We start from the raw sequence: 24,901 nt of genomic DNA, 5'->3' as shown, positions 1-24,901 counted from the left end.
TCAATGTGCTAGCTATTTTTTTACTTTTGGGCTTAATTTTGTGAAATCTTTGAAGAAAAAGACATTTAACAGCTTTTTTACATAACCACTAATTATTAATCCAACATTTTTCCTCGTTTTATAACATCGAGTTGCGTAGAATAGTACGCATTGAAAATGATATAACTCGATGAGAACAACATGTACAACCATAAAATAAAAGCTGACTGTTTAAAGAACAAAACTATTTTAGTGACAGGTGCTGGTGCTGGTATTGGTAAAGCAGCAGCCGTTACTTACGCCAAGCTTGGCGCAACAGTTATTTTACTTGGTAAGACAGTAAGTAAGTTGGAAGCGGTATACGATGAAATTATCAATTTAGGGTGCGAAGAACCCGCTATCATTCCTTTAGATCTGAAAGGAGCTACAAGACAAAACTATGTAGACATGTCTGAAACCATTGCGCAACAATTTGGTAAGCTAGATGGCGCCCTACTTAATGCTTCAATGCTTGGCGAGCTATCTCCTTTCACTCAAATTCACGAGCAGATTTTTGATGATGTTATGAACGTGAATGTAAAAGCTCAAATGCTTATCTCTCAAGCACTTATTCCAACACTTCAATTAGCAGAACACGCCTCGCTTATTTTTACATCTTCGGGTGTCGGCAACAAAGGTAGAGCTTATTGGGGGCCTTACAGCTTTTCTAAATTTGCAACAGAAGGCATGATGGAAGTAATTGCAGACGAGTACGAAAACTCTAATTTACGTACGAATGCCGTTAACCCTGGCGCGACAAGAACAGCCATGAGATCAACAGCATACCCAGCAGAAGATAAAGACGCACTACCAACACCAGAAGAAATCATGCCGTTATATGTATATTTAATGTCTGATGAAAGTATCAATACAAATGGTAAAACGTTAAAAGCGCAATAATACGTTTAACAAAAACTTAATTTGCAAATTTAAACATATCCACTACTTTTAATAATACTCCAAGTTTAACACTAGCAGGGAAGCTAGTGCATGAACTTATGATGAAATTCTACAAAGCCTAATTAAGAATGATTTTAATCAATTTGTGTATAAGCTTTTATCAGATTAAGACTAGATGCTGACATATCATTTTCAGTTTCGGTATTATTATCCATCAATGATAAAACTTGCGAGCTCAGTTTCTTTCCTAACTCAACTCCCCACTGATCGAATGAGTTTATCTGCCATAATGCCCCTTGTACAAAAATTTTATGTTCGTAAAGAGCCATTAATGCGCCAACACTTTCAGGAGAAATCGACTCCAATAATATGGTGTTACTTGGTGTATTCCCTTTCATTTCTTTATGTGCTGCTAATGAAAATTTCTCATCAGAAACAATCTCTGCCTTAGCTTGTTCTAACGACTTCCCTTTCATCAATGCTTCACTTTGAGCAATACAGTTTGCTAAAAGAACTTTATGATGCTCTTTGTATTTGCTATTCCCTCGCAAAGCAACAATAAAGTCTGCTGGAGTAATATCCTTACTTTGATGCATTAATTGCATGAAAGCATGCTGACCATTGGTCCCTTCTTGGCCAAAGACTATGGGTGCTGTTGACCAAGAAATTTTCTTTCCTTCATTGGAAACTGATTTTCCATTACTTTCCATATCTATTTGCTGTAAGTAAGCGGGAAAGATCCGCAAAGAATGCTCATAAGGTAAGACAGCTAAACTTGAGTAATTAAGAACATTACGATTCCAAATACCCAGAATAGCTAGTAATACAGGCATATTTTGGTCAAAATCAGCTTGTTGAAAGTGCTTATCCATTTCATAAGCACCTTCTTTAAACAAACTGAAATTATCGTTACCAATAGCAAGAGCAAGAGGTAAACCTACAGCAGACCAAATAGAAAAACGGCCTCCGACCCAATCCCACATAGGAAGAATATTATCTTTTTTTAGACCAAAAGCTAATGCTTTTTCGACATTTGAACTCACAGCAAACCATTGCTGAGTTATTGCCTCTATTGACCGTAACTCACCTGTCATCCAATCTTTTACAGTTTCTGCATTTAACAATGTTTCTTGAGTGGTAAAGGTTTTGGATATAACAACCACTAAAGTTGTTTCAGCATCAAGTTTTTCTAGCTTATTTGCTACAGCTCTTCCGTCGACATTAGCAAGTAAGTGAACTTTCAAGTTTGTAGAGTTATATTGTGACAATGCACTTAATGCGACTTTAACACCGTAATAAGAGCCTCCAATACCAATAGCCAATACATCAGTGTATGTCTTCCCTGTGAAGCTTTTATACTTTCCCTCGCTCACATTTTCGACAATTAATGCCATCTGTTTTTCTGCATTGTGTATTTCTAAAGAGAGGCCTCCAAACATTTCATTTCTTATTTCAGTAGGGACTCTCAAAATAGTATGCAATACGGAGCGCTTCTCAGTATTATTGACTTTATCACCTGAAAACATTGAGTTTATTTTTGAAGTAAGATGACTTTTTTTAGCCCAAGTCATTAAATCGGTTAATTCACCACGATTAATATTTTGCTTAGAGTAATCAAGAAGCAAGTTTGCTGCGCAAACTGAGAAATCACTGGCTCTTTCTGAGTCATCAAAAAGCTCCATTATGCACTGGTTTCTTTGACTCTGCTCTTTTGCTATTTTATTTAAAAAATCCATTAAAAACCTTTTACCAACTCAATAAGATAATTTTTAAAATCCTTTTCCAACTCTTCATGCCTCAGAGCATAAGCCGTATTAGCTTTCATATAGCCTAGTTTTGAACCACAATCGTGAGATTTTCCTATCATATGAAATGCTTCAACTGTTTCAAGCTTCATTAAACTCGCAATAGCATCAGTTAACTGTATCTCGTTACCAGCGTCAGGTGGTGTAAACTCCAAAAGGTCCCATATTTGCTTTGATAATACATAACGACCAACTACCGCCATATTCGAAGGTGCATCATCTACGTCAGGCTTCTCAATAATTGCTGTCATAACTGTAGACTCACCTACTAAAAGCTCTTCACCACCACAATCTACTACACCATAATTGCTTACAAGCTCTGTGGGCACAGGTTCAACCATTATTTGACTTACTTCAGTATTATCAAACTGCTTAATCATTGCCGCTAGGTTATCTCTTTTCAAGTTTGCTGCTTCATCATCAATTAATACATCAGGCAAGACCACAACAAATGGTTGATCACCTATAATCGGCCTTGCTTTTAAAACCGCATGCCCTAAGCCTTTTGCTTCACCTTGCCTCACATGCATAATGGTGACATTTTTCGGGCTAATTGCTTGTATTTCGTCAAGTAACTGCCTTTTGACACGTTTTTCAAGGGTGGTTTCTAGCTCAAAGGATTTATCAAAATGATTTTCTATCGCATTTTTAGAAGAGTGTGTCACTAATACTATTTCAGTAATACCTGCTGCGACACATTCATTAACAATATACTGAATCAAAGGCTTATCAACAATAGGCAGCATTTCTTTAGGAATCGCTTTAGTTGCTGGGAGCATTCGAGTACCAAGCCCAGCAACGGGAATTACGGCTTTGCTTATTTTTTGAGTCATATAAGTTCTTTATAGTTATGAATAATTACTTCAATAGTTGCTTTAATAAAATATGTAGATCTTGCTTTAGTCATCATCTTTAATCACTTCCAAATAAATCTCTTGTATAGACTTTATCTACAACATCGATTAATTCATCAGCCATACGATTAGATACGATAACATCACTTAGCACTTTAAATTCAGCTAAATCGGTAATAATGCGCGAATTAAAAAATAGCTCTTGAGGCAAGCTAGGTTCAAAAATTATCACCTCAATTCCCTTAGCCTTAATTCGCTTCATAATGCCTTGAATGGATGAATCTCTAAAATTATCAGAGCCTGTTTTCATAATTAATCGATATATACCTACAACTTTAGGCTGCTTTTTAATTATTGAATCTGCAATAAAGTCTTTACGAGTTACATTTGCTTCAACAATAGCTCCAATAAGGTTATTCGGAACATCTTGGTAGTTAGCTAATAATTGTTTGGTATCTTTAGGTAAACAATAGCCCCCATAACCAAAAGAGGGGTTATTATAGTGGTTTCCAATACGTGGGTCTAAGCCAACACCCTTAATAATTTGCTTCGCATCTAAGCCATGAGTTTCAGCATAACTGTCTAACTCATTAAAATAGGAAACACGCATAGCTAGATAAGTATTTGAAAACAGTTTCACGGCTTCAGCTTCCGTTGAATCGGTAAACAAAACATCTATATTATCTTTAATAGCTCCTTGTTTTAAAAGTTCGGCAAACCTTATGCCGTTTTCTGACTTACCGCCAACAATTATGCGCGATGGGTATAAATTATCATAAAGCGCATGGCCTTCACGTAAAAACTCAGGCGAAAACAATATATCTTGGTTTTCAAATTTCTGCTGTATTCTCTTTGTAAAGCCTACCGGAACAGTTGATTTAATAACAATAGTTGCTTGAGGATTAATCGCTAATACATCAGAAATAACCGTTTCAACTGAAGACGTATTAAAGTAATTAGTCTCAACATCATAGTCTGTTGGTGTAGCGATAACGACAAACGCTGCTTGCTGATACGCCAATTGCTTATCTAAAGTAGCGGTAAAATTTAATGACTTATTGTGTAAAAAGTCTTCTATTTCTGAGTCAGAAATCGGTGATTTGTTATCATTAAGTAAACTCACCCTATCTTTAACTATATCAAGAGCGACAACTTCATTATGCTGAGCCAATAACATAGCATTTGATAATCCAACATACCCCGTGCCGACAATGGCTATTTTCATTAATTAAAACCCAGTGAAGAACAAATAAATTCGCTAGAAGCTAACATAAAAAAAATGGAACTTCTGCATAAAAAAACAATAGTAACATTCTTACCTTCAATAGATAATAAAATTCATTTAGCTCATCTTTAACAGTATCATTTGGCGGGATCAATTTTAAGGATTCTCACTACTAACTATAAGTAAATCAAAATCCCCTCAATGTGGCAACAATAAGTAATAAAGGTTATTATACAGAACAATTTATTAAGTATATATGAATGTAGAATTTCAAGAATGGAAGTATTTTTATTAGGGGCGGGAAGACCAGCCCAAGGCCACAAACCTGCTGCGCTGAGAACAATTGCACTAAACACTAAAGCAATGGACTGGCAATTGCACAGTTTCAAATCCATTGTAAATATAAACAATATATCATTTCTTGGCGGTTATCACGTAGAAGAAGTTATTAAGAACTATTCATACCTTAAATACCAAGTAATACCTGACTGGGAACAACAAAGTGTACTTCATACATTACTGAGAGCCCAATTTTCTGGGGACTCTATTTTAACAGCATATTCTGACACGCTTTTTCGTAAAGAAACGATTGAAGAACTGGTAAAAATTGATGCTGATGTAGTATATGCTGTAGATAGCTGTTGGAAAGAACGATATGAATCTCGTTCCGTTGAAGACATAAAGTCTGCTGAAACAATGCTACATGAAGATATAAAAGTTGAATTCACAGGACTAATTCATTTTTCTGCAGCAGTAGCTAAAAAACTAACGAATGTTACTGAAGGTGAAATTGGCCGTACTTTAATTGACCTTATCCATTACTTAGAAAAACAAGGCTTCTCCACGTCTGCTTTTGATGTTGCTGGCCATTGGGCTGAATTCAACTCTCCACGAGATATTGCACACTTTATTCTCGGTACCAAATCAGAAACTCTAGCTCGTCTTGAGCCTTTAGTTAAATTAAGCCATATTGGCAGCCAAGTTAGTTTTACTTCGTTGAATTGGTATAACAATCAAGTACACGTGCTGAATGAAATTCGACAAGAATTTGCAGATAAACGATTAGTTGTTCGCAGCAGTTCAAAGGGAGAGGATAACTGGTACAGTTCAAATGCTGGCGGCTTTGAGAGTATTCTCAATGTTGATGGTAGTAAAGAGTATATTGTAGCAGAGGCAATCGAAGAAGTAATAAACTCATTTGGTAAAGAAAAAGCGAGTGACGATCAAATATTGGTGCAGGAGTTCCTTAGTGAAGTGCGTTGTGCTGGTGTTGTATTCACTTGTGATTTAGAAACAGGTGCGCCATATTATCGCTTTAATTTTGATGACAAGACACAATCAACAGAATCCGTTACCGCCGGTACTCATTGTGATTTAAGAACAGTAATATTGAGCCGCTCAACACCTGAAAAATTAATAGACGTCGCACCAGAGTTGCAACCAGTATTAACAGCAATCCAAGAGTTAGAGCAGTTGTTAGGATTCGATAAGCTTGATATTGAATTTGCCATAGCTAAAACAGGCCTAGTCCACATTTTTCAAGTAAGGCCTATAACAGTCAATCATGATAGTTACGCCATTGAAGAAGATAAAGTAATTAATCAACTAAACAATGCTACTTCACAATTTTCCAAGCAGCAGCAGCCAACACCTTTTATTTATGGGAAAAAAAATATTTTTGCCAATATGCCTGACTGGAACCCAGCTGAAATAATTGGTACTCGCCCTAAACCACTAGCATTTAGCTTATATCGTCATTTGATAACCAATGATGTATGGGCCAAGCAACGAGCTGAATTTGGTTACAGGGAGGTAAGCCCTGCACCTCTGCTTGGTTCATTATGTGGTCAGCCATATATTGACTGTCGTGCAAGCATTAACTCTTTTATTCCTGCATCATTAAACGAAGACTGTGCACGACGACTAGCGGATGCTTATTTATCAATACTTGCAGATAACCCACAGTTTCATGACAAAATAGAGTTTGATGTTCTATTCACGGTATGGACACCTAATTTTTTATCTGCAGCGGAAAAACGACTTATCCCCTATGGCGTATTAAAGGCTGATGTAGCTAATTTAGAAGTTGCACTAAAGGATATCACTTGTAACGCACTTACTCGCCTAAAAAACGATATTGCTTCAGTTGATACTCTAAATAGACGCAGAGTTCAGCTCATAGATTGTCAACTGCCAGCTATAGATAAAGCTGTTGCGTTATTAGATGACTGTAAACGATTTGGTACTTTAGCATTCTCTCATGCTGCTAGAGCAGGCTTTGTTGCCACCTCTTTGTTAAAAGCTTTTGTTGATAACAATATTTTAAGCGATGAACGACGACTAGAGTTCCTAAGAAGTTTTGATACCGTTGCTGGAGACTTTACTAAAGATAAACTATTACATACTAACGGTGAAATTGAGCTTTCACAATTAATTGATAAGTATGGTCACTTACGTCCTGGTACATACGATATTACCACCCAAGCTTATTGGGAAGATCCTGATCGCTATTTAATTTCAGCAAGTGATGACACATCGCCTCATGAAACTAACTTTATATTTACTAGTACTGAGCTTTCGGGAATTGAAGACACATTAGCTCAACTTGGCTCAACAGTAACGCCAAAACAATTAGTAAATTACCTAGTTGAATCGACCCAAGCAAGAGAGTTTGTTAAGTTCGAGTTTACTCGTAACCTGAGTAAAGCACTCGATTACTGCATAGAACAAGGCAAGCATTCAGGTCTATCAAGAGGTGATTTAGCATTTTTAGAATATAACGACCTGAAGAACTGGAAGCTCAATGTCGCTTCGATCTCAGAACTAAAAACATTAATTGCTATACGTAAAAAGCAATACGCTATTACTTCTGCGATTGAGCTGCCTCAATTCATTCAACACGAAGTTGATTTAACTTGTTTTGAACGCCTTTCATCACAGCCAAATTTTGTTAGTGCTTTAAAAGTAGTAGGCACAATTCAATGCTTAGATAATCAGCAAGAGCAAGAGTTACAAGGAAAAATAGTCCTAATACCTCAAGCTGATCCTGGTTACGACTGGTTATTTGGTCACGATATTGCGGGGCTAATCACTCAATATGGTGGGGCTAATTCACATATGGCCATTAGAGCTGCTGAAATAGGTTTACCTGCGGCAATTGGTGTTGGAGAAAAACTTTATGAAGAAGTTTCATTGATGCACCAAATAGAATTAGATTGTGGAAATCAACTTATCAGGGAAATATCTTGAAGCGAATAGGGATAACTCAGCGAGTTGAGCTAATAAAAAACTATGGAGAGCGAAGAGACTGTTTGGATCAACAGTGGTTTAACTTTGCTTTCGCTTTGGGCCATATCGCAGTTCCTTTGCCAAATGTATCAGCAAAATACGCAGCAAGCTATATTGAAAACTTTAGACTTGATGGCATCATTTTAAGCGGTGGTAATTCCATAGCGACTTTAGATTCTAGTGCTGAAGATGCTGCACCAGAACGCGATGAGTTTGAAATAGCCTTATTGACTGCAGCATTAGATAAAAGCATTCCTGTACTAGGAGTTTGCCGTGGTATGCAAGTTATTAATGTAGCTTTAAACGGTAAACTTGAACCAGTGTCAGGACATGTAGCTCAAAAACATCAAATATTCACATGTTCTAGCGACTTTACTCTCCCTGATATAGTCAACAGTTTTCATAACTACTGCATTCCAGCTAAGGGACTAGCCAAGACATTAACTCCGTTAGCTACTGATAATGCAGGAAATATCGAAGCTTACTTTGATAGCCAACGCTCAATACTTGGCGTTATGTGGCACCCCGAACGGGAAATTCCTTTTTCTCAACTTGATATACAACTATTTAAAAGATTTTTATTATGACCCGAGTTTTAATTTTAGCAGCTGGCGAAGGAACACGTCTTCGACCACTAACCAATGACAAACCTAAATGCATGGTACCATTATTAGGTACCTCTTTAATTGAACGTCAAATATCCTGCCTGAAGCGACATGGAATTAAAGATATCCATATTGCGACCGGTTACCGCGCCGATCAAATAGAAACATTAGGTTACCCAACATCGTATAACAAGCGCTATAACAAAACCAATATGGTCAGTACCTTGTTTTGTGCTCTAGACTTTATTAACCAAGAGGGTGATTTAATTATCGCCTATGGTGATATTGTTTATAACGATGAAAACCTTGAAACACTATTAGCTTGTGATGACGATATTGCGCTAATGATCGATAAAAAGTGGCGTGATTTGTGGTCTTTACGATTAGAAAACCCACTTGATGATGCTGAAACATTAGTGATGAACGAACAAGGCTTTGTAACCGAATTAGGCAAGAAGCCTGAAAATTACGACCGTATTCAGGGGCAATACACTGGCCTAATCAAAATAAGCGCAAGCAAAATAAAAGAACTAGTTAAGTTCTATCAACAACTTGACCGTAATGGGTTATTTGATGGTAAAGATTTTGACAACATGTACATGACCAGCTTTTTACAAGCACTTATTGATGCGGGTTGGCAAGCAAAAGCAGCAATTGTTAATAATGGCTGGTTAGAAATAGATTCTGTTGACGATTTAGAAGAATACGAGTCTATGGCAAAACAAGGTAAGCTTGAACAATTCTATCAAGCATAAAAATTTGAGTGATTACCAACCACAATAGAAAAGGAAACCTAGCGCTTGGGTTTCCTTTTTACTGCGTTTTTATTGTAGATTTACCCGATAACGTTCACTCGTACACGTTTCGCTATCGCCATTCTAACCGACAGTAACGTTAACAAATACATTAACAGCCAAGCCATGCTACCACCGCTGGATGATTGCTCCTTTTGCACTACAGACTCAGGTTTATTAGTAATTAATACACTGACACTTTCGGTCGCACTTAACTCACCATCAGTCACAGTAACTTCAAAGCTATAACTTCCATCTGCGGTAACACTAGGTGCAGTAAACGTTAGCGCGTCATTAGCATTACTTACATCAATAGCTGTTGAACCTGCGATTTGTAACCAAGTAATAGTTAATTCATCACCGTCTATATCATTTACCGTTGCAGAAATGGTTACTTGATTATTTTCATCAACGCTCTCTGGCGCATCAAGTGCTAGCGTGGGTGCTTGGTTAACATGAATTACCGATACCTCAACTGTCGAGATAGTTTCTGCATATCCATCACTTACGGTCAAAGTTAAAGTTATCGTTTGATTTTGGCTCACCTCTGGGGCAGTAAAAGTGATGATACTGGCTGATTGATCAGAAAGCGTTATTGGAGGACCTGACATCTGTTGCCAGTGGAAAGAAAGCTCATTGCCGCCAACACCAGACGTTGCAGAGGCATCGATGGTAACTTCGCTACCTTCATCAATAGTGATATTATCCATTTCAGGTATAATTGGCGCGGTATTTTTTAAAATTACCACATTCACTATTTCCTTGCTTGATGTTACGCCATTACTCACCGTTAATAAAAACGTTAATGTTTCATTGCGTGTAACTTCAGGCGCTTGAAAGGCTAAACTATGACCATTAGAATAGTGAAGAACTACAGGGGGACCAAATTCCTGCTGCCATATATAGCTCAACTCCCCTCCTAGTGGATCAAATGACGAAGAACCATCGAGCACAACAGTACCAGCTGAAAAGGTCGAAACAGGCGGCACAATAGATATAAATGGAGACCTATTATCATACAAACTAAACATTTCAAAACCAGTTAGTCCATTATCACTAGTAAAAAGTAACTGGTTATTATATTTAATCGGGAAAGTAGTATAATCAAAATATAAGTGCTCATATTTAAGCTCTTCTCCAGAAGAGTCTGCCACTCCTAGAACGCCATAAGATCCATATCGCCAGCTATTCTCACTATCAAAATAGTAAAGTTTATTTTGATAGCTTGATATTAAGTACTGTATGCCTTGAGGGTCATGAAATAATAGTTTACTTTCAGTTTCACTGTTATAACGCCACAATTCTCTTTTATAATTATTAAGGTAATAAAGCTGACCATCAACAACTTCCATTCTAGATGTGCCAAATCCATAACTTAACCTTGTATCAATTTGACTAAAACTATCAGTACTGTCATCAAACGCCCATAACTTATTTTCCCTTGAATCATCAACATCATCTAAAGCAAAGAAATATAATTTGTTATTGTAAATAGTGAACCCTTTTGGCTTGTACCCTTTATACGACTCATCATTGATAAGTTCAGCCTCATAAGTACTGGAATTAAGTCGATACAGTTGAGGATTTTCTTGTACATCCGATGAAGCTGAAAAATAAAGTTGATTATTAAACAAAATTGATTCAAGCATAGTATCTATACCAACAATTTCATTAACTGCACCAGTGTCGCTATTATACTGCCATACTTTTTCATCGGCATTAAAATAGAAATTATTATCAACAGCAATTAAGGGGATGATAGTATTCAGCTCTGCACTCGCTGAAATCTTGGTTTCTAATCTAACTGAATTATATTCATCTTCATAAACCCAGAGTTTTCGCCCGTTAACGCCATCATCAGCGGTAAAATAGAGTTTATTTTGAAAAGCTACAAAATGTGTTGGGTCACTAGAACTATTCTCACCCCGCCAACTATCTACATTTCTTGTGGAATTAATGTCATCAATCATTTCGATTTCTATTACCGAGTTTTTATCGTAAACCCAAAGCTCGTTACCATGAATGCCGTCTGTAGCAGTGAAAAACAATTTGTCTTGAAAAACAATCTTGAAATTAATATCACTCGATTCGGTAAATTCAGATTGCTCGTCCGTAATTAGTTCGGTTAAAGAGGTGCTATCGTCAAAAGCGCTAATTTCTTCACCATTACCTTCAAAGTTTCCGTACCTATAGTCTGGGTAAATAAAATGAAGTTTGTCATTAAATACGGTTAGTTCGGTATAAGTATGAGAATTGTATGCATCTATGCCAGGGGAGTTAACAGCAGTGGACGATACGCCTGTTTCGCTATCATAAGCATGAATTTCATAATCCAGTTCTATATATTCAGTGTCACCTGCCCAACTAGAATCATAATAAGTAAGTAGATTGAAATATAATTTGCCATTATATACAGCAAAATGGGGGTGAGTAGGGTCCGCGTAGGGATCATACTTAAAGCCAAATTGACTAACTAAAACAGGCTCATTAGTCACATTGTTATAGCGCCAAAGTCCAGCACTATACTGAAAATACAATTCTCCATCGTAAACAATAATACCTCTTTTATAGAAACCATTTAATTCAGTCAGCTGTGAGAGTGAGTCACTAGTAGAATCGTAGCGCCACAATTCATCATAAACTCCATCGCCTTGGGCAAAAAAATACAATTGTTGATCGTAGATAGCAAAGTAAGCTTTATGACTGTTATAGGTAAAGTTACGGTAGTCTTGGCTAAAACTCACATTTGCTTTAAATTCGACGCTATCAACTACATGATTATATGACCAAAGTGCTGTTTCATCATTTTCATCCAAAGCAAAAAAGAATAGCTTGTTATCATAAATTATCGTATCTATTGGAGTGTTGGAATCAATAGATAGCTGAGTAACAGCGCTAGCTTGATTAGTCGCAGTATCAAAGCGAAATAAATGCTTTGTTGTAGGCGCTCCCGATGTACCTAAAGAAGCAATAAAATACAATTGATTATTATATAGCGTTAATGAAATCGGTGAGCTTGAATTATAAGAATATGAACCCTCTGCTCGGATATTAATAGCTAATTCAGCTATTTCCGTGGCACCATCAAATAACCATAATTCAGTGCCATGAATGCCATCATTATAAACAAAGTACAGTTTATCATTGAATACCAAAACATCAGATGTTCGGTTGTCTGTAGAAAATTCGAATTTTAAAACATTGTTTTTTGTTTCAGGATCATGTGCCCATAACTGGGTATGCTCTTCGCCGGCAGGTTTGGCAAAATAATAGAGCATGTCGTCATATTCAATCAGGTTATAGGGATTAGTACTAGGCGATGAGTCGGGTACTTGGTTAATATCAGCAAGGTTTTCGATGGTTATTGTAGAGGTATATGCATTCAATGAGAGAAAGAAAATTAGCGTTATTGCCATTTTACAATATTTGATAAAGCTAGATGTGACATTGCATTTTTCGAGACGCTCATATGTTAATGATTCCTTTTAACATTTTCTTTTCATTTATTATAGTTTCATAAATAATGCTAAACCCTTCCTAACAAAGGTATACATATTTTAAAATTGAATATTATAAGAGATTGAAACGGCCTTAAATCAATGATAAAAGGAATTATAAGACCGTTATTTTGCATTATAGATAATATTTATGGCTTTAATGGATCGTTATTTTATCCTTATAAGCAGAATATAAACTGCTATTGCCCGCAAAAATAGCGATTTCATGATCTCCCGCTACATTTGGAGTTTCCCAGCTAATCACCATTTTATCGTCAACTTTATTTATCGTACAATCACCCACCGTAACCATGCAAGTATATTGTAATGGCAACATATTTTTCCCTATAATTTCATATTGAATAATACTTGCAGCAGGTACTTTATTATAATTTTGTTCAATATCAATCAACAGGTTGCGATTTAAACTAACATAGCCTGATCTTTTACTGTTAGGTTGGTCCCATGTTCCTGCTGCCACATAAACAAAATTATCATCATGTGTGATTGAACTAGCATGAGTAGTAAAAAACTCCCCCACTAACGCCATATCTCTTGGGTTTGAAATATCAAATAGGGTAACACCGTTATCTCCGTTCGCTACGTAGGCTATGTTATCACTTATAGTAATATCATCACCATTTTGGACATAAAATTTTCCTATATCAATTTCACCAAGAATAATTGGGTTGACGGGGTCAGAGAAATCAATGCTTGTTAAATAATCTTTGTAATCAGTAACAAAGGCAATTTCATTTTCTATCGCTAATGTGACCGCATTTGAAATATTAATACTATTTAGCAAACGAGGTAATTCTGGGCTAGAAATATCAACAATGCTCACTTTATTTTTAGACACCGCAAATAGGTTATTTTTTTCGATAACAAGTGAAGTTACTCTATTATCTCCCAAACCTAGATCGAAGCTCTTCAGTAAGCTAGGGGCAGCAACATCACTGAGTTCAATTATTTTTAAATGATCTTTATCTGAGTCTCCCCCTACATAAGCATAGTTATTACTTGTAGCAATACTTAATGTCTTATTTAACCCTACATATAAGGTATTTGTTAAAATAGGCATTGCGCTATCGGTAACGTCAATAAAATTGACGCCGTAATTATTAGCAATTAACGCGGTATTGTTATGCAATTTAATATCAGCGCTTTGTCGCCCAAATTCGAGGTTGCTTAATTGCGTTGGCTCTAGTTCATTAGAGGTATCAATGATATTTAATCCATTGTCATAAATAACATAGGCCTTGTTATTGCTAACCTGCAATTTTTTTGCTGCCTCTATGCTTAAAACTGACTTTATAGATAAAGATGGAGGTTCGTAGAGAACAGTTAAATCCTCTTTGTTATTTAAAAACAAACCTGAATCAGTACCAACATATATAAAATCATTTTCAACAGAAAACACCTTAATATCATGTCCTACTTGATACGCACCTATTACTTCTGGGCTTGTGACATCATTAACGTTAATAACTTCGATACCATCTTGAGTTGCAAGGTATAGCTTATTTTCATCAAGCACCAATTCTTTCGAGCCACTTGTTGTTGTTAGTTCACTTTTTAAAACTGGACTTGCTGGGTCGGCAATATCGAATATGGCAAGCCCTTGAGAGGTGCCAATATAAGCCATATCATTCTGCGTAATTATCGATTGCATGTCAGGAAAAGTGAATTCACTATATAAAGCAGGTTTACTTTTGTCTGAAACGTCAACAACGACGAAACCTTTTAAAGAATCGAGCATGAAAACCAAGTTACCTTTTACCGAAAAGGAAGTGAAACGCCCTTCTGGTTTAAAACTTGATAATTTTTGTGGCTGATTGGGGTTTGAAACATCAAAAAGGGTTAAATAACTAAACTCAGGTGAGTAACCATATGCAATGGTATGAACATAAAGTATCTCATCAATCACCGTCATTTTCGGATTTCTAATCCCAAATGTATAAGGAAGACTACCAAGAGCTTTAAGCTCTGTGGGTATCGTAATATCAACAACTATAACCTCAATAGACCCGCCTCCCATCACTCGATGAAATGCTGAAATGTATGCTTTATTACCATCAATAATTAAAGACTGAAGATCTCCTGGCAACTCCCCTAGTAGTTCTTCATCTGGCCCTGTAACTTTTCTAATAAATACAGGCGCTTGAGGTGAAGAAACATCGAGTATTTGTAGACTATATTCATCTAAAACGTAAGCGATATTGTCTTTGATGACAATATCGATAATATCAGTAGACATTAATTGTTGTATAGCACCTGCGGGTTGTGAAGGGTTTAACTGATCAGTCCAATTAACTTTAGCCCCTGTATATTCTCTTGCGAAAATAGTGACCTCATCAGAGGCGCTCTGTTTACCATCAGAAACAGTTAAGGTTAAATCAAAACTTCTGATTTCATTCGTTAAAAAAACTTCAGCACTACAACTGTTTGGGTTATCAATAACAACATCATCAGGTGTCGACGCAGACTTTTGCCAATGGTAACTTAACTCTTCACCATCTGGTTCATAACTATTACTACAGTCGACAATAACTTTTTCATTTACAAGAGAAGAAATATCTTCACCTGCATGTGCCACAGGAGCTTCATCAACCGCTTGAACTTCAATATTGACAGTATCGCTATGAGTGCCTCCATCGTTATCTGTTACAGTTAAAGAAAGACTAACCGTTTGAATACCTTGACTTGCCAAAACCGTTGGAGCAATAAAATGGCTATTTAGTGTTGATACACTTTCTAAATTAACCGTTGGCCCTGATATTTGTTGCCACAATATTGTCGCTATATTCCCATCACTATCACTGACATTTGCGGTTAAATTTACTTGTTGCTTCTCATTAACGAGTAAGTCTTCACCGATTGATACTACAGGGGGGGTATTTTCTTTAGAGTTAGTGGAGCCTCCACATGCGGTATTTAACAGCAGTAAAACTATTAAACAAAAGGTTTTCTGAAAATTTTTCATCAGTTTTAGTTCCTTTAAATTACGATCCATTTATCACAGCCTAAAGTTAAATCAATAAATAAACAATGGCTACATATTATTTCTCAAGCTTTATACATAAGACTATTAGCGTGCATACTTTATCTATTTAGTACGCACGCTTTTCTTGATATTAATCAATAAGTTGAATAATAGGGGTATCTACGTTAGTTAGATCAATACTAATGGAAAAATCAGCAGCGACAATTGTAAAACTTTCTGAGCCACTGCTTTTAATAATATTAAAATTTGAAACCGTGCCTGTCTGGTTAATTTCCGTTAACGACCAATAATTTTTACTATAATTGCTGTATTCAAGTACAGGAGCAGGTAATTCTAAAGCGTATTTTGGTGATACCCAACCTCTTTTATTTTGAAGTTCCACCGAGCCATCACCATGATAATAGTTCTTGTGTAAATCACTACTTGAAATTACAGTCACATCAAAAGATGTTCCAGATGATAATCTTACCCTATCAAATGATGAATGATTGGCAATAACACTATCTACAGGGAAGTGATATAGCAATTCAAAATTGTGTAATTCACTGCTTCTGACATGATCAAATATATAGGTCATTGGCTTTGAATCTCTTGTTGCGATTATTACTCTACTATGAGTTGTGCCCCTCTGGGTTATTTGCCCCGCTGTATAACAAATGCTTGGCAAACATTCTGTATCATGTAATACAGAATCATTAATATCTTCTTCTACCCCATCAATAATTAATGCATTATGAGCATATTTAGAACGAAAGTGTGCTCTGTACGCTGAGGTGTAAATAAAAGGTCCTCCTGAATCAACAAGTAGTGACTCTCCATCATTGAAAAGGGTAAAGTTTAATGCATCATAATGACCATGGGAGTGTTTCTTTTTTCCTGCATCAAAAAACAATACCGTTTGATCATGCCAATTATAATCAATTTCTGGTCTTAAAAGAACATAACCTGAGGATGTAGAGGCAAGTATCGTTTGTAATGACTCCCCTTCCACTCCTCCAGAGTTAACGAAATCTAGAAAACTAGACTCTATACCTTTATTTTCGATAGCTTCATTTAGACGGGTTAAATATGTAATATCACCGTAATTTGAATCTCCCATCGTTGGTGCGCCACCGTTGGGATATAAAAGGTGAGCAGCAAAATCGACCATTTTACTAATACCTTCCTTTAATTCCTCATCATAAACGCCTGATAAATTTGACATTAAGTCATTTGACGTAGCAAATAATTTAATAGCCCCTACATGATAGGCACTTGATTGTTCAACAGAAATACCTGACTCACCATCAACCATTTCTTCATGAAGCTCTTTCATGCGCTGCTTTGCTCTCTCCCTGTAATCAAAGTTCATACTCTCTACAGGTAGTGCAAAAGAATAATTATACAGAGATAATGCATGAAACATTGAATGGTTATGGGCAAAATACCTTTTATCATCCAATAACTTTCTTAATTCTGCTGCATGCTCTTTAACTCCAGAAAGAAATAAACTTTTAGTGTCATCATCCCAAGTTTTTTTGAAGAATTTTGTGTAAAGATAAACTAAATTATCCGTTCTCAAGGCTACTGTGTGATCATTCCAACTCATTGGGTTTTTTGGTGAACTTTGCGGTGAAGACGCTAAGTAATTTAATAAGGTTTTTTCAATAACTTCTATATACTCAACGTTGCCAGACACCTCATAAGCGTACTCATATGCGTACAACCAAGTTAATGAGTGATAATACAATAACCAACTATTATTATTATAAGGGTTTTCGGTCCAGGTTGGTTCATCTGGAATAGTCCATACGGGGTAATTCATCCAGCTTAAGCCAAATGCCCGTCTTTCGACGATACTTTTATAGTCTTTTGAGTTATACCAAATGGTTTTTATTGATTGATGAAGTGAATCCGGGTTAGGAGTACCTATTGAATCATACTTTTTTTCTATTTTGTTCTTTTCATTAACCTCGAGATAGGCTATTAAAGTATGTTCTTGGCGATAATCTCCTGGAAGCTCATCAACGTAATGTTCGTAAGAAATGCTCAGTTTATCTTCACCCTTTTGCAGAAAAAATTTCTTCGTACCGAATGTATGATCTACTTCACCATTAATCATTCGCTCTAAGATTATATTTTGATCTTCAAAAAGTGGTTGAAATAACTCAACTTCAACTGAATATGTATTCCCCTCTTCCAAAAAGTTTACTTGAGGCAATAATATATTGCTAACTTGATTACTCAGTTCGATAGTTACATTAGCAATTGCGGATGTTTGTCTGCCTTGTTTCAAATAATAAGAGAAGGAATCAGTTTTCAAGTTTGTGGTATTTACATTATAAATCACTCTATTATCTTTAACTTCTAAACTACCGTATTCAGTCTGATTTTGTATGACAATTTCAACACTACCGGTATATACATCATTTCCAAGTACATCAATCTCTAAATTATTAACCCAAGTTTCTTCGATGATATCTGTATTCGCAATTAAATCAGGTGACTTTTCAGAGCTATTCCTCCAGTCACAGCCCGTTAATAAAAAACTTATTAAGAATAGTTTCAAAAACACTTTTAATGAACATCCATTGTTGTATTGCAAATACATACTTCTCGATCCTAAGGTAACATATTGAATTAATTAGTTGATTATAAGTAAAAATAGACAATTAGATAAAGCAATTTTAAAAACTAAAGCTAAAATTTTCTATGACAAACAATAATAAATGAGCCTTAGCAGTTAGTATCGCTAAGGCTCATTTTATAAACATTTAGCTTTCAAGTTAAACTCTAAAAGTGTTGTCTTTATTTACTTATTTAGAGAAATTTATACGATATTATCAAGCATAAATAGTTTTTTGATTATTAACTTTAAAACAATTTTGATAAGTAAACACTACACTTTTAGCGTTCACACTAATGAGTGATCATCCGTCATATAGTCATAATCAGAAATTGGAGTTTTCCAATTACTTCCATACCTAAACTCTAAATACTCTTTTGTTTCAGCTGGTACATTAAAATTAACACCGTAAAAGGAAAACTCTTCAAGTTTATTAAAGAAATGTTCCGGTATATTTATTTGTTTTGTTTGTTCAGAAATAACACTTTTATCCAGAAGCCAATTAGGGATAATTGAAATTAGTGCCCTTAACTTAAGCATTGATGCTTTAAAGCTATAAGTAAATGTGTGCCCCTGACAATATATAAGTTGCCTACTCTTTATCTTTTTCAACAAATACAAAAACCTACTTGCGAGTTCTATTTTACCAAATTGGTTAATATAGGATTGATTACTATGACGATACAGCATTATACCTATAGCAATATCGGGATCTTTGTAAATATAAATTGCATCTTGATGATAATTAACATTATACCCTGCGTGATAAATTGATTTAGCAACTTTTAATAATGTTTGTTTGTTGTAGTCTTTATCAAGCAAACTAATATCAATATCATTATCCCAAGGAATAAATTGTCCATCTCTAACAGCGCCCAATAATGTTCCTGTATCGAGAAAACTATTAAGATTATGTTGCTGCAATATAGCTGTTATTTGCTCTAAGCTGTCCAACCATCTCTGGCTTTTATCTGTCATATTTTTGATCTTTTAAGTAAAAAAAATGTACCGAATTCTTTCTTAGTTAAGTTCATTGTTAAAGTGTAAAGTAAACAATGACCAAGGATTAAGCTTATTAAAGCTCCATTGATCTTGTACAACGGTATAAGCCAGCTCTCAAGAAGAACAATAAAAAGTAACGTTATTGCCAAATACAACGCTCTTTTCTTCTGGTTACCTGAACAAGTTAGAAGAGTATTATATGTAACCCCAAAAAAACGTAAAAAAATAAAAATTGAAAATAGGGCAATATAACTATTAAGTTCAATCATCGAATTTCCATAAAGTAACAAAATAATTAACTCAGAGAAGAAATATAAAATAACAGAGCACAAAGCACCTATAAAAATAACTATTTGATTATAACGTTGTACTAACTGAATAAACTTATTTGGCTCACCGTTTATTGTTGAAGAAAATTTAGGTATCAATACATCATAGAAAATGCTTATAGCTAATGAAGACGCCATAACTAATCGCATACCTGCTTGATAAACACCTATTTGATCTGATTCAACATAATTAGCTAAAATTAAAGTATCTATTTGAATCATCAATGTTGCAATAACTGCATGAACAGCATACGGTGCCACGCGCTGTATTTCTTTTGTTATTCCTCGCTGATAACTCCAGCGAAAATTAAATTCTTTTCGAAAGTTTAAAAAAGCACAAATAAAAAAGAGCAACCTTGCAAGCATATATATATAAGCTATTAGCATAACTTCAGCTTGTACAATCATAACCAAAATAGCCATTACACTTAACGATATATGCTGAACCATTAAGTACTTAGTTTCAATATGAAAACGATTTAAGCTTCTATAAGGTAATAAAAATGTATTACCAAAGGACACTAAAATAGTAGAAAAACAAAAAGGTAATAATAAAGCTAAATCACCTACAATTATTTCTAATTCATGCCCTATAAAAAGAGCTGAAAAGCTCAACAAGGATAGAATAACTTTAACTATCAAAGCATTAGATACTAATTTTGTAATATCGTTATTCTTTTTTGTTGCCTCTTTAGGTAAATATAACGTGTATCCAAAATCTACAAACAAACCAATAACTGTTGCTATTACAATTGCATAAGTTAATTCACCGAATTCACTTGGATTGAATACTCTCGCATAAATAAAAAATAATATAATACCAGAAAATAACTTTAAAGCATTGGAGGCTGCAGAAAAAATAAAGTTCTTTTTCATTATTCTGTCAGCTTATTCAATCTAAGATTCTTGAAATTTTCAGTTGTTCTTCCAGGATTACCATCTGTTTTAACTATAGCTTTATTCATAGTATTTCGTCTCTGAAGTTTATAAGAGGCAACGATAACCAGGGTAAACAAGAAAGCAGGATAAGTATTCATAAAGATTGGAGTAGTTATACAGTATGCAGATATTAGTAGGTAAATCACGAAACGAAATTCTGATTCAGAGTTATTTGAACTTTCACCTCTGAAAGGTGCATTAATCACTTTATAAAAAGCCCAAAAGTATAACAGCAAACCTATATAGCCAAACTCACCTAAAATACTTGCAAAATTGCTATCATAAATACCATCTTTATCAATAAAGAACCTACTATTTTGTAATCCAATTTCTGCGTAAACGGCACTATCATCTGACATTACTGTGCCATATGTAGCTGCTCCGGTACCAAGAGGGAACCTGTCAGCTGCTAAATCAAATGCAAAGTAAATCATAATTCCTCTGATATACGAGGATGCTACAGGATCATCAATTGTCCACTCTATATTTTCTATTGTTATATTAATCATTTCATCCATATAGTTACTGGAACTAATGAAAAATACTGAACTGATTAAAAGTACTATCGCAATGAAAAACGATTTAATAGAATCTCTTAACCACCATAGTACTACCAACGGTATAAGAACCAAGCCAGTTCTGGTACTAGACATAAGGATAAGCAGTGTAAATGCAATTAATATTGCAACTTTTGCCCAACGGCTAGTTAACTTATTTCCACAAACAAAGAGACAGCCTAGCAGTGAAAATGTTATGCCTAAATTTCCAGTGTCTGCTTGTATTCCAATTGGCCTAACTAACTCGGATCTTAGAGTTATTTTTGTTTCAAAAATTTCATTAAACAAGCTTCCACTAAGTAAGTTTAAAAGCAAAAACATTATAGTTACCGCTAGGGTAGCATATGCCAATTTCAGGCAAGTGTCTGGACCGACAAAAGACCACAAAAATATAAAAAAAAGCATATACTTTAGGTGGATGAAGGTTTGTAATAATATTTTAAATATACCTACATTTGGTGAACTTAGCATACTCATTAATACATATATAATAAACAACGTACCAAAAACTAGAAGTACATATTTTATAACATCGTCTGAGAAGCTCTTGTAAATTGCATACAATAAAATACCAAATAAAACCAACTCATCAAAAAAGCTAGGAATAATAGATAGTTTTGTTAATGGCGCAATTAACAATATACATAGAACTACTACTCCAATAAAAATGACTCTATAAAAAGTAAGGAAATTTGAGAGTTTCATGGACTGCAATGTCACGTTTTAAGACCTAAATATTCTCAAGGTAATCAAAGCAACCATCCCAAGAAAAGTCCCCAACATTGTTATTACTGCACAAATTATAGCTCTGCTTGGTGCACTCTTTTTTGAAGCAATCAAAGGTGACTCAATAAACCTTAATGCATACTCTTCTCTTGTATTCGCTAATGCTAGTTTCTTATATTGTTCTTCCATAATTTGTTGCAATGCGAGTTTAACCTCAGAGTAGCTTGTTTTTGCAAGCTGCTCTTGTAGATAAGAAAGACTTAACATTGAGTCTTTTACATCTTTTTTTCTCATATAATTGTTAAAGAAAATCACAATATCGTCGACTACCTTCTTTGAAAACCTAGGAGAATATGATGAAAATGTTAAGGTAATCAACTTAGTTTTACGGTCATATTTTACATTAAAGTTTTCTTTGAATTTATCAGATAGCTCTTTGTCATTAGGCTCTAGAGTTTGGGGGAATTTAAACTTTCTAACCCATTTATTGTTCGACTGATCAAATATCTTTTCATCATATTGAAAAGCATCTGAATTAGGGTCATAACTTGTAGCAGCAATCACTTCTTTTTCTATATTATACTCTTTAATAAAGGAAGACAAAAAAGAAGCTGACGTCATAACTTCCTTTAAAACTTCTGGGGATAAACTTCCCCCTCCCAATGAAACACCGGCCAATGATGCTAATCCACCCAAATTAGCTAAAGCTCCGCTCATTGGTTTACTTGAAGATAAGTTGGAAGTCACTTTTGCATTCGAGCTATATAAATTCTGTAGACTTAACGCATATAGAACTGATATAACTGCAAAAAAAATCGCGATAAAAACTATTTTCCAAAAATCCTTACGTAACCATCCAAAAACTAGACTAGTGGTTATAGGTAACATTATTAATCCTTATTATTAACAAAAATCCAGGAGATAAAAAATCACATCAATAAAAATAAAAAGTAAGAAATAAAAGAATCAAAACAATTGTCACATGAATACAATTTGATGAGAGTAAGTCTTTTATTTCACTTTTCAATAAGTGCAACAATCCGCCCGATTGCAAATACTTTAATCTTATTGTTGATATTCTTTTGAAGTATCTAGAAAAGAACAGCCTCAATTTCAAATTGAATAGGCCATACTTTATAGATGTAAGCAAATTAAGGAAGCTAAATTTATCACCATTAATTTTCTTCTTATAAAACTCAAAGTTTTCTTTATTTCTTTTTAACATCAGTTTTTCATGTTTCTTAGAAAATATAGCTATTGCTTTCATTTTATTATCAACAGAAGATATATGCTCAATATTCTGATCACTATTAACTATATACAAAGGTTTACCTAACCTATAAGCAGTTCCATAATTTGAAATAAGCCTGATCCATAAATCGTAATCTTGCAAAGCTGGTAAGCTAACATCAAAGCCACCAATATCAATGACCCTTTTTCTATTTACTAATATTTGATTCGAGCATTGGTTTAAGTCAAAGGCATCTGAAAGAGTTATTTCTCGGTTTCCCTTAAACAGAGGCTTTTTATATGTTCCATAATCCCAATAATAACCACTACAAACAAAAGAATAGTTATCATCATATACAGACAATAATTCAGTTAATCGTTCAGGTAAGAAAGTATCGTCGTCATCTAAGCCTGTCACAAGCTCAGTATCCAAAAAATCAATTGCATCATTTCTAGAGCGACAAGCTCCCATTGGCGATTTATGCTCAATAAAACTGATTCTGGGATCTTTTAATGATTCTAAATATGCTTGAGTACCATCACTCGACCCATCATTTACAATGACTAATTTGAAGTTTTGATAACTTTGCGCCAAAACTGAATTAATTGCTTTTTTTAGCAATTCTACACGGTTATGTGTAGGCATATAAATACCAATAGTTTTATCGTACATCTCAAACTTCACAAAATTGATTAGGGGTTAAGTTTTGTTTTATTATGTTTTTCACATTTACTACACAATTTAGGAAATATTTAGGTTGATTTAATACACGGAGAATATTCAAACAACAATTACTCATATTTTATTAAATATATACATATAGATAAACTTGAATAGCCTCAATTGCCTGAAAAATCGCTTAGGCTCTTTCAGTAACCTATATAACCACTCCAAATTTAGATTAATCCAAAAACTAGGAGCACGTTTGACATTACCAACATATACATCAAAGCTACCGCCAACCCCCATATAAAAGGCGTTAGGGTGCACTTTTTTACAATGGTTGATAAAAACTTCTTGCTTTGGCGAGCCTAACGCTACAATAACAATACTTGCACCACTAAAATGAATCTCTTTAATCAATTTTTCTTGTTCAGAAAAGTAGCCATCTGAAATACCAACTATATTCGAATCTAGTTCATCAACTAGTTTTTGAGCGCATTGGTTTATTATATTTTTTTTGCTGCCTAGTAAAAATATTGGCTCACCACTAAGCGAAGCTTTCTTTAAAACCTCTAACCACAGTTCTGATCCTGGAATTCGAGCAAGCTTTTGCTTCGATTTTTTTTCCATCACTTTTACAACACCAATTCCATCGGCATAAGGGATAGTAGCATCGAGTAATATCTGCTTTATTTCATCAGACTCTAAACTTTTTAATATTTTCTCAGGATTGATTGCGATAGCAACACCAGGAATAACTTTGTACTTCTCATCAAATATAGATTCAAGGACATGCTCAAATGATGTGTAAGGTTTTACCGGAATATTAGCTATATTAATAGGTTTGATCATATTCTCT

16 protein-coding genes are annotated in these 24,901 nt (G+C 34.8%); 4 read left to right on the top strand and 12 right to left on the bottom strand.

The features are described 5' to 3' along the window. Window positions 1-180: 180 nt before the first annotated feature. Complete coding sequence (locus EPA86_RS05230) at window positions 181-918, top strand: YciK family oxidoreductase (protein ID WP_140602368.1); 738 nt, start codon at window positions 181-183, stop codon at window positions 916-918. Window positions 919-1,052: 134 nt separating this feature from the next. Here EPA86_RS05230 and pgi read toward each other — a convergent pair whose 3' ends face one another. The 3 genes from pgi to EPA86_RS05215 all read right to left on the bottom strand — a co-directional run bounded on the left by pgi (window position 1,053) and on the right by EPA86_RS05215 (window position 4,802). Continuing rightward, window positions 1,053-2,654 (bottom strand): glucose-6-phosphate isomerase, encoded by a 1,602-nt coding sequence (gene pgi / locus EPA86_RS05225; protein WP_140602367.1) that lies wholly within the window; start codon window positions 2,652-2,654, stop codon window positions 1,053-1,055. Next, on the bottom strand, window positions 2,654-3,556 hold the full coding sequence (gene galU / locus EPA86_RS05220) for a UTP--glucose-1-phosphate uridylyltransferase GalU (protein ID WP_140602366.1): 903 nt from the start codon (window positions 3,554-3,556) through the stop codon (window positions 2,654-2,656). The genes pgi and galU overlap by 1 nt, the downstream gene beginning before the upstream one ends. Before the next feature lie 79 nt (window positions 3,557-3,635). After that, window positions 3,636-4,802 (bottom strand): nucleotide sugar dehydrogenase, encoded by a 1,167-nt coding sequence (locus EPA86_RS05215; protein WP_140602365.1) that lies wholly within the window; start codon window positions 4,800-4,802, stop codon window positions 3,636-3,638. A gap of 276 nt (window positions 4,803-5,078) precedes the next feature. Here EPA86_RS05215 and EPA86_RS05210 point away from each other — a divergent pair, with 276 nt between their 5' ends. The 3 genes from EPA86_RS05210 to EPA86_RS05200 are packed head-to-tail and all read left to right on the top strand — an operon-like array spanning window position 5,079 to window position 9,450. Beyond that, window positions 5,079-8,051: a PEP/pyruvate-binding domain-containing protein gene (locus EPA86_RS05210; protein ID WP_140602364.1), complete on the top strand. Its 2,973-nt coding sequence runs from the start codon at window positions 5,079-5,081 to the stop codon at window positions 8,049-8,051. Next, window positions 8,048-8,677, top strand: coding sequence for a type 1 glutamine amidotransferase (locus tag EPA86_RS05205; RefSeq protein WP_140602363.1), 630 nt, complete (start codon window positions 8,048-8,050; stop codon window positions 8,675-8,677). The genes EPA86_RS05210 and EPA86_RS05205 overlap by 4 nt, the downstream gene beginning before the upstream one ends. Further along, window positions 8,674-9,450: a phosphocholine cytidylyltransferase family protein gene (locus EPA86_RS05200; protein ID WP_140602362.1), complete on the top strand. Its 777-nt coding sequence runs from the start codon at window positions 8,674-8,676 to the stop codon at window positions 9,448-9,450. Before EPA86_RS05205 ends, EPA86_RS05200 begins: the two co-directional genes overlap by 4 nt. Before the next feature lie 80 nt (window positions 9,451-9,530). Here the strand turns inward: EPA86_RS05200 and EPA86_RS05195 are convergent, their stop codons facing one another. The 9 genes from EPA86_RS05195 to EPA86_RS05155 form a co-directional block, all read right to left on the bottom strand. Further along, a complete protein-coding gene (locus tag EPA86_RS05195) occupies window positions 9,531-12,905 on the bottom strand; it encodes a PKD domain-containing protein (protein WP_140602361.1) in 3,375 nt (1,124 codons plus the stop codon). A 238-nt stretch (window positions 12,906-13,143) separates the two neighbouring features. Beyond that, window positions 13,144-15,969, bottom strand: a complete 2,826-nt coding sequence (locus tag EPA86_RS05190; RefSeq protein WP_170309577.1) for an LVIVD repeat-containing protein — start codon at window positions 15,967-15,969, stop codon at window positions 13,144-13,146. Window positions 15,970-16,120: 151 nt separating this feature from the next. Then, window positions 16,121-18,538 (bottom strand): heparinase II/III domain-containing protein, encoded by a 2,418-nt coding sequence (locus EPA86_RS05185; RefSeq protein WP_170309576.1) that lies wholly within the window; start codon window positions 18,536-18,538, stop codon window positions 16,121-16,123. A gap of 345 nt (window positions 18,539-18,883) precedes the next feature. Further along, window positions 18,884-19,573, bottom strand: a complete 690-nt coding sequence (locus EPA86_RS05180) for a LicD family protein (RefSeq protein WP_140602358.1) — start codon at window positions 19,571-19,573, stop codon at window positions 18,884-18,886. After that, window positions 19,570-20,802 carry an oligosaccharide flippase family protein gene (locus EPA86_RS05175; protein ID WP_140602357.1) on the bottom strand — a complete coding sequence of 411 codons (1,233 nt, stop codon included), beginning with the start codon at window positions 20,800-20,802 and terminating at the stop codon, window positions 19,570-19,572. Before EPA86_RS05175 ends, EPA86_RS05180 begins: the two co-directional genes overlap by 4 nt. After that, the gene (locus tag EPA86_RS05170; RefSeq protein WP_211664905.1) at window positions 20,802-22,127 is read right to left on the bottom strand and encodes an O-antigen ligase family protein; all 1,326 of its coding nucleotides are present in this window, start codon (window positions 22,125-22,127) and stop codon (window positions 20,802-20,804) included. Before EPA86_RS05170 ends, EPA86_RS05175 begins: the two co-directional genes overlap by 1 nt. Before the next feature lie 18 nt (window positions 22,128-22,145). Beyond that, window positions 22,146-23,036, bottom strand: coding sequence for a Wzz/FepE/Etk N-terminal domain-containing protein (locus EPA86_RS05165; RefSeq protein ID WP_140602355.1), 891 nt, complete (start codon window positions 23,034-23,036; stop codon window positions 22,146-22,148). A gap of 46 nt (window positions 23,037-23,082) precedes the next feature. Further along, window positions 23,083-24,024 carry a glycosyltransferase gene (locus tag EPA86_RS05160; protein WP_170309575.1) on the bottom strand — a complete coding sequence of 314 codons (942 nt, stop codon included), beginning with the start codon at window positions 24,022-24,024 and terminating at the stop codon, window positions 23,083-23,085. Between the two features lie 150 nt (window positions 24,025-24,174). Continuing rightward, window positions 24,175-24,894: a WecB/TagA/CpsF family glycosyltransferase gene (locus EPA86_RS05155; RefSeq protein WP_140602353.1), complete on the bottom strand. Its 720-nt coding sequence runs from the start codon at window positions 24,892-24,894 to the stop codon at window positions 24,175-24,177. Window positions 24,895-24,901 lie beyond the last annotated feature (7 nt).

Source organism: Litorilituus lipolyticus, assembly GCF_006439335.1.
Taxonomy (GTDB): domain Bacteria; phylum Pseudomonadota; class Gammaproteobacteria; order Enterobacterales; family Alteromonadaceae; genus Colwellia; species Colwellia lipolytica.
This window is presented reverse-complemented; position numbering and strand designations above follow the sequence as displayed.

Excerpts from the sequence above, each read along its gene's own strand:
- galU (WP_140602366.1), bottom strand. The coding sequence starts at position 3,556 with ATGACTCAAAAAATAAGCAAAGCCGTAATTCCCGTTGCTGGGCTTGGT.
- EPA86_RS05190 (WP_170309577.1), bottom strand. The coding sequence starts at position 15,969 with ATGAAAAATTTTCAGAAAACCTTTTGTTTAATAGTTTTACTGCTGTTA.
- EPA86_RS05210 (WP_140602364.1), top strand. The coding sequence starts at position 5,079 with ATGGAAGTATTTTTATTAGGGGCGGGAAGACCAGCCCAAGGCCACAAA.
- EPA86_RS05170 (WP_211664905.1), bottom strand. The coding sequence starts at position 22,127 with ATGAAACTCTCAAATTTCCTTACTTTTTATAGAGTCATTTTTATTGGA.
- EPA86_RS05195 (WP_140602361.1), bottom strand. The coding sequence starts at position 12,905 with ATGGCAATAACGCTAATTTTCTTTCTCTCATTGAATGCATATACCTCT.
- EPA86_RS05175 (WP_140602357.1), bottom strand. The coding sequence starts at position 20,802 with ATGAAAAAGAACTTTATTTTTTCTGCAGCCTCCAATGCTTTAAAGTTA.
- pgi (WP_140602367.1), bottom strand. The coding sequence starts at position 2,654 with ATGGATTTTTTAAATAAAATAGCAAAAGAGCAGAGTCAAAGAAACCAG.
- EPA86_RS05155 (WP_140602353.1), bottom strand. The coding sequence starts at position 24,894 with ATGATCAAACCTATTAATATAGCTAATATTCCGGTAAAACCTTACACA.
- EPA86_RS05215 (WP_140602365.1), bottom strand. The coding sequence starts at position 4,802 with ATGAAAATAGCCATTGTCGGCACGGGGTATGTTGGATTATCAAATGCT.
- EPA86_RS05230 (WP_140602368.1), top strand. The coding sequence starts at position 181 with ATGTACAACCATAAAATAAAAGCTGACTGTTTAAAGAACAAAACTATT.
- EPA86_RS05200 (WP_140602362.1), top strand. The coding sequence starts at position 8,674 with ATGACCCGAGTTTTAATTTTAGCAGCTGGCGAAGGAACACGTCTTCGA.
- EPA86_RS05160 (WP_170309575.1), bottom strand. The coding sequence starts at position 24,024 with ATGCCTACACATAACCGTGTAGAATTGCTAAAAAAAGCAATTAATTCA.
- EPA86_RS05165 (WP_140602355.1), bottom strand. The coding sequence starts at position 23,036 with ATGTTACCTATAACCACTAGTCTAGTTTTTGGATGGTTACGTAAGGAT.
- EPA86_RS05180 (WP_140602358.1), bottom strand. The coding sequence starts at position 19,573 with ATGACAGATAAAAGCCAGAGATGGTTGGACAGCTTAGAGCAAATAACA.